Source organism: Caballeronia sp. GAWG1-5s-s (assembly GCF_023631445.1).
GTDB lineage: Bacteria > Pseudomonadota > Gammaproteobacteria > Burkholderiales > Burkholderiaceae > Caballeronia.
The window spans coordinates 1-269 of record NZ_JALQDC010000074.1; the positions used below are offsets into that span (position 1 = coordinate 1).

General features: G+C 66.9%; 1 protein-coding gene. It reads left to right on the top strand.

Annotation, left to right across the window (positions count from 1 at the left end; genetic code table 11):
- The coding region (locus tag NCR34_RS27955) for a pentapeptide repeat-containing protein (protein ID WP_250501445.1) at positions 1–269 on the top strand (269 nt) is incomplete at both ends.

The window sequence follows — 269 nt, forward strand, 5'->3', positions numbered from 1 at the left end:
CCTCACGGGCGCGCAATTCGTGATCGCCGATTTCAGCGCGGCGCGCATGACCGGCGCACGTTGCGACGGCACGCGCTTCGTGCAGGCCAACCTGAGCGGCGCGAGCCTGCAACGCGCGACGTTGACGGGCGCGCTATTCATCGATTGCGATTGCTCGCACGTCGATCTCAGCGAAGCCGATTGCGCACGCGCCGACTTCGGCAATGCCGATTTCCACGCACTGATCGACGAGCGCACTCACTGGGGCAACGCGGCGCGCGAACGCACGC